This is a genomic window from Paenibacillus sp. 3LSP (assembly GCF_032465655.1).
Lineage (GTDB): Bacteria > Bacillota > Bacilli > Paenibacillales > Paenibacillaceae > Fontibacillus > Fontibacillus barengoltzii.
In genome coordinates, this window is the sequence record NZ_JAWDJI010000079.1 from 1 (window position 1) to 7,352 (window position 7,352).

Sequence of the window (7,352 nt, forward strand, 5' to 3'; positions counted from 1 at the left end):
ATACACAGAGAGACAGGCATAAAGACAAGTGGCTTTCACCCATCCTGTTGTCTTTTATAGAAGCGGCGAGAGAAGTTCTGACTTAACCCCCCTTTTTTTGTCGGGATACAATCAAGGACTTTAGTTTTCACATGGGAGGAAATTGATGGATCTATAGCGTCTCACGCACCGGGAGCAACTGCTGTCGAAGTTGTAAAGTGTTCTAATGTCTGCAAGGAAGCTTCTGCGTTATATGGATGTAGAAGGAAAGAAGGCGGATTCGTATTTCGAACTTAATGAACTGAGAGAAGTTGGCACGCCTGGTACTAACATTATCACACTGACGGGATATCAATATATTTTTTAAAAGCCGATTTTTGTATGGATTATTCATGCAAAAAATCGGCTTTTTTTGTTTTTATTAAAAAATGAGAGGATGAATAAATATGTTCAATTTATTTAGAAAAGAGAATCGTATTCAAGCCGAGGTCACTTCTTTTATATAACAAGAAAAATATCGGCGTAAAAAGGCGGATGAGTTTATTCGGATGCTCTCAGAAGCCATCCCATATGTTGCAGAAGAAGTATGGGGGTTGCGAGATAAAGAAATTACGATTGGCGATAATATTGTTTTTCAGTTAGAGGAAAAACGATTTTACCTCATGGAAGAGATAAACGACACAATACAAGAAGTTGAGAGGTTAAAAGGGTAATTATACTGGAGAAGCGTGCAGGTAATTATGAACTATGCTAAAGATATGATCGAAGATATACAGGGTTACCAACATTCCTCCAGCCTCTCTTAAATTGAGGGCAGCATTATAGCAGAAATACGTCAATATAAACAACGATAAAGGCCAAGCCAGAACAGGTCCGACAATTTTACGAATACAGGGGGACTACAATCGTCGTCCCAAACTCGAACAAAATCATCAACGAAAACAGTTGTTTGGGGCTGATTGAAACTTTGCTCAATGACTGTCTCTCCATTAAACCGGTGTTGTTATACTGTAATTATTCGTAATCCTTCCCTTATTTATGAGACAAAAAAAGGAGCTCCAGCGAGAGGATCTCACTGAAGCTCCTTGGGATTTGTCAGTCATTTGCATCAGTTACCCGGATCAGGACTTACTCGTTCCAAGGCGAATGATGAATGCAATCGCAGAAATTGGTCCGTTTAAAGTCAGGGATCATTGCAGCGCAAACGTCGGCTTTAATGTTGCCGAAGGTCGTTTCTGTTTTGTTGGGTCCAGAAGTTGAAGAAAATCCAAGTACAGGACTAAATGGCTTATAATGAGAATGCAAGATCATGATTCCTCCAAAAATCAAGAGCGGCCCGTCTTGAAGAACCGTATGTGCCGCATCCGGTGCTGGGGATGTAGCCATCCAACCGCCCCTGGGGAGAAGCCTGTTTTAGAGCTTCTCCCCAGGGGCTTTTTTATATCAAGCAGGGTTAAGGCGATGCAGCGCATGTTTCCCGACAGGGACAGTCATACTAGCAGAAAAGGAGGCTGGTGTGGATTGACGACGGGGGAAATCGCTTTTTACTTTTTGCTGTACGCGTTATTGGGCTGGCTGCTCGAAAATGTGTACAACTTCTTTACGCAAGGCGAGTTCTGGAAGGAAGGCTTTATGAAAGGACCGTTTAAGCCAATGTACGGCGTGGCCCCGATTCTCTTGCTGTGGCTTGTCCAGGAAGGAGGACACCGGCCGCTGCTTACCGGATTGCTGTGCTGTATCATCCCCACCGTAGTGGAAGGAGTTAGCGGCTGCTTGCTGCTGATGTTGTTTGGTCGCAGATGGTGGGATTATTCGGGGCAGCGCTTCCAGCTTGGAGGGCATATCTGCCTCAAGTTCTCGGTGTATTGGGTCGTTCTGTCGATATTGATGCTGAAAGTGGTGCACCCTCTGGCGGAGCAGGCTTATCGAAGCGTTTCTGCTGTCTGGCTGGTGGTGGGTCCGGTGCTGCTCTTATTATTTGCCATTGATCTGGCATGGACCTGTCTTACGCGGCGAAGAGAATATCGCGGGAGCTTGATCTAGCCCATCGTTGACAAGAAGAAAGGAGGAAACCTCATGTCCGAGTTCAATCAAATGGTTCGACGAATCCTGATCCTGGCGGTCGGCGGTCTTACTGCACTGTTGCTAACGACCTCGATTAGCGGTCAAGCCGCGCCATCAGCAAATCAGTTCGTGGAGAACTCCAGTACGGAAACAGGTGAATTGAAGTCAGCAGCGCATGATTCTAAAGCCTCCCTTAAACCGCGTTCTGCTTCCCGCAAGGTGGCGGTCATTATTGATGATTTAGGCAACGGGATGGAAGGTACTGAGGAAATCCTTAACCTGCCGATCAAATTAACCGTGGCGGTTATGCCATTCTTGGAAACGACGCAGGAGGATGCGCGGCGCGCGCATGAACGCGGGCACGATGTGATCATTCATATGCCGATGGAGCCCAAGCAAGGCAAGCCGGAATGGCTAGGACCTGGGGCGATCCTCACCAGCATGTCGGACGAGGAGATCCGGCAGAGGGTAGAAGCTGCGATTGACCAAGTTCCCTACGCCGTTGGAATGAACAATCATATGGGCTCGAAGGTCACCGAGGATGAGCGGGTGATGTCGGTGGTATTACAGGTGTGCCGTGAGCGGGGGTTATTTTTCATTGACAGCCGAACGAACTATCGGTCCGTTGTTCCCCGTTTAAGCGAGGCGATGGGGCTGCCTCGGTTGGAAAACAATATTTTTCTGGACGATGTTGGCAGTGAAGCCCACGTGACGAAGCAACTGCGGCAAGTTCTGAACATGCTGAAGAAGGGGGAGCGCAATAGCTGCGTCACGATTGGGCATGTTGGTATACAAGGGAAGAAAACAGCGGCTGCTTTGAAAAAAAATATCCCGATCTTACAATCCGAAGGCATTGAGTTCATCGGAACGAGTGAGCTGGTATGGGAACAATTTAGTCCCAGCCTACAGCTGGGACCGGGGGTTACATTACCGTAAAGTATTCGGCGATGCCGCGATACAACGCTTCGGCAATCTTCTGTTGACCGCGTCTGTTCGTGAGAATAGCGCGGTCTTCCTCGTTGCTGAGAAAGCCCATCTCTACAATGACGGCCGGACAATCAACATGGTTAAGTAAGTAAAACGGTTTGCCAAGCTCCGGACTTCGGGAAATGTCCAGTTGGTAGAACCGCTCCAGCGACCGTTGAATCGAAGCAGCCAGCATCGCGCTGCGTCCTTCGTTCTGGTGGAGTACAAGCGGTCCGCGTTTCGCCGAGTTCCGCCCCCAGTTGACATGCAGGCTGACGACGATCGAAGCTGGCAACTGTTCGCTAAGTTCCTTGCGCTGTGCCAAATCCCGCAGGTGCCGTGAGCGGCTCTGAAGCCAACGGTTGTCGTCGCTTAATGCGTAATCACCAGTTCGGTTAAGAATCGCGCGGTAGCCGTGGCTTCGGAGGACGACGTAAAGCCGACGCCCGATTTCGAGATTGATGTCCTTTTCTAGAAATTGCTTATAGGACGTGCCGCCGTCAATTCCGCCATGGCCGGCATCGATAAGGATCACCGGCTCGGGGAAGGCATGCCTGAGGTCATTGCCTTCATCCGCCGCAGTCGCAATACCGCAGCTTCCCGAGGCAACGGAGACCGTGAACAGGAGTGTTATCAGGCATCGTATCATCTTTCCCATTTGTCTCACCTTTCAGGAGATACTTCCTCTATAGAGTGAACCTGCGGCGGAGAAATCATGCATTCCGCGGCTTCGTCAGATGCCTGGAGGATTTGTGGGTTTAAGGCAGGGGGAAACGGCACAAACTAAAGCTAACGAAGAACGACAAAGCGAGAAAGGAGCTTATCTCCATGGCTAAAGGTGACGAGCTGGTCAAATATATCACCGAACGAGTGGTAGATTACGTGGAAACTCCGCGGGAAATCCGCCGTGAGCGGTCGAAAGCGAAGGAACCGTGGAGTCGGCGCTGGTTCGGCATGATCCCGTTCTCCATCTCCTTGTGGGCGGGGCAGCTTCCCAAGCCAAAGAAGAAAGAAGTCCAGAGAAAAGAACAGGCCTCCCACTCACGGGAAGTTTGAGCAAGCCAAAGCTTGAACCCGGTTATGAATGACAGCCGCCTTCTGTCCCGAAAGGGAGAGGGCGGCTGTTTAAGTTAGCATAGTGCAGAGGCATCCTTGGTCTTGCTATATCCTTCGTCAACGCCATCTTCATCGTGACCTGCTTTGCAACTCACTACCCTGCGTCAACGTACCCTATGCTTCAATTTATCCTCGTTGTACGAACTCATCTGTTAACTGGATCAACAGGTGAATGCCTTCGCGAATCTGAGCCTCATTTTGAAACGAAAAGCTAAGCCGGATCCGTTCGTCTAATTCTCCCAAGGGATCGCAGATCGTTCCGGGGACAAACGTCAACCCGCGACGGATGCCCTCGGTGAGCAGTTGATTGGAGTTTATGCCTGCAGGGAGGCGGACCCACAAGTTCAATCCGCCTTGCGGACGGTACCACTGCCATCCGGTGCCCGGGGCGAGTGCTTGCTCCATGACGTCCCGGCGAATCTGCAGCGCCGTCCGCAGCTTCTCCAGGTGCTGTTGGAGCCGCTCGGACTCGAAGCAGTGCTGGAACAGCTTCTGGTTGACCAGCGGCGTGCCGTTGTCGGCCAGCGATTTGGCCGTCAGCAGCGGGGCCATGACCGCCGTGCGAGCGGCAACGGCACAAATGCGCAGCCCCGGCGCCAAATATTTGCTGAAGCTGCGCAGGTATACGACCCAGCCTTCGGTATCGTAGGAATAAAGCGGCGGGGGAGGCGGCATATCGAAGTAGACGTCATGAACCGCGTCGTCCTCGACGAGCAGGCAGCCGTAGCGCTCAGCCAGCTCGACCAGCCGCTTGCGTTGGCTGGCCGGCACGGTATATCCCGTCGGATTATGAAACGTGGGATTCATATAAAACATCCGGGGCTTATGGCGTTTCAGATAAGCCTCAACAAGGTCGAGATCGTATCCGTCCCGATGAATCTCCACTGGCAGGAGACGCGCGCCTCGCTGACGGAAGCAATCAAGCGCCGAACTGTAGGTTGGGCGTTCGACCAAGACATAATCCATCGGACGAAGATAAACGCCCGCCAACAGGTCGATCGCTTGTTGTCCGCCAGTCGTAATCAGCAGCTCGTCGGGGGAGACCTGAAGCTTATCTTTCCGCTGCATATCTGCACAGAGCAGTTCCCGCAGCTCCTCGTCCCCCTGGACGGACGAATACGTGCCCAGCAGCTTAGGATAACGGTCGAACACCTGCTTCACGTGGTCCGACAGGAACAGGTTCGGCAGCAGATTCGGGTCGATGAGCGCCTGGGAGAACGAGTAGACGGCGGGGATCTGGTGAATCTCGCTTAACGAATTTTGCAGATACCCGGTCCTGTGCCAAGCGACAGGAGGAGACGTGGTTCCGCCTGCTCTGCCGGTGCCCTGGTTGGAACGAGAGGGACTCCCATCTTCGGGTACAGCAGGTTTTGTGGACGGTCGGCTTCCGGACACGAAATAACCGGATTTTTCCTTGACGTAAATGGTTCCGCGCTCTTTCAGCACCCCGTACGCCCGGAAGACGGTTAATCGATGAAGCTGCAGCTCGCCTGCTAACTCACGTACGGAGGGCAGCTTATCATGCGCTTTCCAATCCCCCCGATCAATCCGGTCTAATATATACTCCACCACTTGCGTATACCGAACTCTCCGGGGTTGTGCCAGCTTTGGTCTTACGTTCATCGTCATCCTCCTTGCGTTGTGCCGTGAGTTCTATTTTAAACCGAAAAACCGAGAATCTGTTCTATCCCGTGTCATCTGTTCTGTTCTCTTTCCTGTATGATACAGATCAACAGCTGAAAGGGGAAGATTTTCGATGATTGTGATCAACTATTTCATGATGTGTCTCGTGTTTGGCACGACGTTTTTAGCGATCAAAATTGGCGTGGATCATGCTGCGCCTCCATTCTTTGCGGCAGGGGCCCGCTTCTTCGCCGCCGGGGCAATTCTGTTTCTGTGGATGGTTTGGAGGAAAAAAGCGAAGTGGTCTCTGCTGCTGCGCAAGGAGATGCTGGTGACAGGCGCTTTGTTGACCTTCGGGACGTTCGCCTTGTTGTACTGGGCGGAGCAATACGTCACCTCCGGCGTCGCTGCGGTATTATCGGCAACCGGACCGCTCATGATCCTGTTGATGCAGATGATGGTGCTGCGGCAAAAAGCGACCGGACGCGCTGTCCTGGGCATTCTCATCGGCTTGTCCGGCGTCATGCTGCTGGTGCTGCCCAACATGGTGTCAGTTCAGGCCGGGTCCCGCTGGGCGATCGGCTGCGCGGCGGTGTTGATCGGGGAAGTGGTGTATTCGGTCGGCGCGTTATATACCAAACGAGTCACGGAGAATTTTGCTGCCGTCTCGCCGATTGCGCTGAATGCGGCACAAATGATCTACGGCGGCTTGCTGCTGTTCCTCCTGTCGGCTTTTACCGAACGAGTGACAATGGGAGATTTGCTGGAGCCGACGGTGCTGGGCTCACTCATCTATTTAACCGTGGTGGGGTCGATGGTGGGACACAGCTTGTTTTACTGGCTGGTGGCCAAGACTAACCCGGTGTTTCCCTCGACTTGGCTGTACGTATCGCCGCTGATTGCGATGACAATTGGCGTGTTGTTTTACGGCGAAACGGCCGGATGGCTCGCGGTGTTAGGCGGGGTTGCGATTATTGCCGGCACGGTGCTGACCAATTTGGACAGCTTGCGCCAGCTGCTTCGCAGGCCGGCACGATTGACGGCACAGGCTGCCGCAGAGGGAGGTACGGGTTCGACGACGGGGTCGTAGGGGAGGCCTGAGAAGATGTCTGGAAAAAACTGCAAAAAAGAGCACTGCCAGCAAACAGCAGTGCTCGTGTCAGGTCTCGCATTTTAAAAAGTGACGAATTTCCCGCTCGCCATCAAGGCATCCAGCGCGATCACCCGGAGGGTCGTGTCGGTGCCCGTAACGACGTAAACGGCTTCGGTTTCGGTCCCAGCTTCTGCCGAAGGGGCGGTTAGTGTCTCGGACAAGCTGTCGTTCTTCCAGATTTGATAGCCGTAGACCGGCAGAGGGAAGGAATAAGTGCGTTCGGCTCCGGAAGCCGCATAGACGAGCTTCTGGCTTGTTGTTAATTGACCGATGAAGTTGTTCGGCTTCAACGTCAAAGGCTTGGCCGTCATCCATAGCAGGTTATCGTAAGGATCGAAGCGGGATGACGTATACACCATAGCGGCGGGCGATAAGGCATCGCGGCTGCCGGCGGCCAGCCGCGGCGGCGCGTAGCCGCCCGCCTGCTTGTCCCAGCTGCCCGTCGTCTCGG

9 protein-coding genes and 1 pseudogene are annotated in these 7,352 nt (G+C 52.5%); 6 read left to right on the forward strand and 4 right to left on the reverse strand.

The features are described 5' to 3' along the window. Nucleotides 1-86, forward strand: a pseudogene (locus RW092_RS23775) (LysR family transcriptional regulator); the annotation flags it as partial. A gap of 441 nt (nt 87-527) precedes the next feature. Further along, nucleotides 528-692 carry a hypothetical protein gene (locus tag RW092_RS06085; RefSeq protein WP_016312671.1) on the forward strand — a complete coding sequence of 55 codons (165 nt, stop codon included), beginning with the start codon at nt 528-530 and terminating at the stop codon, nt 690-692. Nucleotides 693-1,107: 415 nt separating this feature from the next. On the opposite strand, the gene RW092_RS23780 is transcribed toward RW092_RS06085, so the two are convergent. Then, complete coding sequence (locus RW092_RS23780; protein ID WP_028537995.1) at nt 1,108-1,365, reverse strand: hypothetical protein; 258 nt, start codon at nt 1,363-1,365, stop codon at nt 1,108-1,110. 135 nt (nt 1,366-1,500) lie between these two features. Here RW092_RS23780 and RW092_RS06095 point away from each other — a divergent pair, with 135 nt between their 5' ends. Together RW092_RS06095 and RW092_RS06100 are read left to right on the forward strand one after the other, a co-directional pair. Continuing rightward, on the forward strand, nt 1,501-2,022 hold the full coding sequence (locus RW092_RS06095) for a putative ABC transporter permease (protein ID WP_316009779.1): 522 nt from the start codon (nt 1,501-1,503) through the stop codon (nt 2,020-2,022). 33 nt (nt 2,023-2,055) lie between these two features. Next, complete coding sequence (locus tag RW092_RS06100) at nt 2,056-2,979, forward strand: divergent polysaccharide deacetylase family protein (protein ID WP_016312667.1); 924 nt, start codon at nt 2,056-2,058, stop codon at nt 2,977-2,979. Here the strand turns inward: RW092_RS06100 and RW092_RS06105 are convergent. Next, nucleotides 2,966-3,658 carry an N-acetylmuramoyl-L-alanine amidase family protein gene (locus tag RW092_RS06105; RefSeq protein ID WP_410055514.1) on the reverse strand — a complete coding sequence of 231 codons (693 nt, stop codon included), beginning with the start codon at nt 3,656-3,658 and terminating at the stop codon, nt 2,966-2,968. The genes RW092_RS06100 and RW092_RS06105 overlap by 14 nt on opposite strands. Nucleotides 3,659-3,837: 179 nt before the next feature. Here RW092_RS06105 and RW092_RS06110 point away from each other — a divergent pair, with 179 nt between their 5' ends. Further along, entirely contained in the window at nt 3,838-4,065 is a 228-nt protein-coding gene (locus RW092_RS06110) for a YqzE family protein (RefSeq protein WP_016312665.1), read from the forward strand. A 186-nt stretch (nt 4,066-4,251) separates the two neighbouring features. Here RW092_RS06110 and RW092_RS06115 read toward each other — a convergent pair whose 3' ends face one another. Further along, the gene (locus RW092_RS06115; RefSeq protein ID WP_316009780.1) at nt 4,252-5,748 is read right to left on the reverse strand and encodes an aminotransferase-like domain-containing protein; all 1,497 of its coding nucleotides are present in this window, start codon (nt 5,746-5,748) and stop codon (nt 4,252-4,254) included. A 133-nt stretch (nt 5,749-5,881) separates the two neighbouring features. Here RW092_RS06115 and RW092_RS06120 point away from each other — a divergent pair, with 133 nt between their 5' ends. Further along, nucleotides 5,882-6,838, forward strand: coding sequence for a DMT family transporter (locus RW092_RS06120; RefSeq protein WP_016312663.1), 957 nt, complete (start codon nt 5,882-5,884; stop codon nt 6,836-6,838). Between the two features lie 83 nt (nt 6,839-6,921). Here the strand turns inward: RW092_RS06120 and RW092_RS06125 are convergent. Continuing rightward, a partial coding sequence (locus RW092_RS06125) for a hypothetical protein (protein ID WP_316009781.1) occupies nt 6,922-7,352 on the reverse strand: 431 nt, incomplete at its 5' end.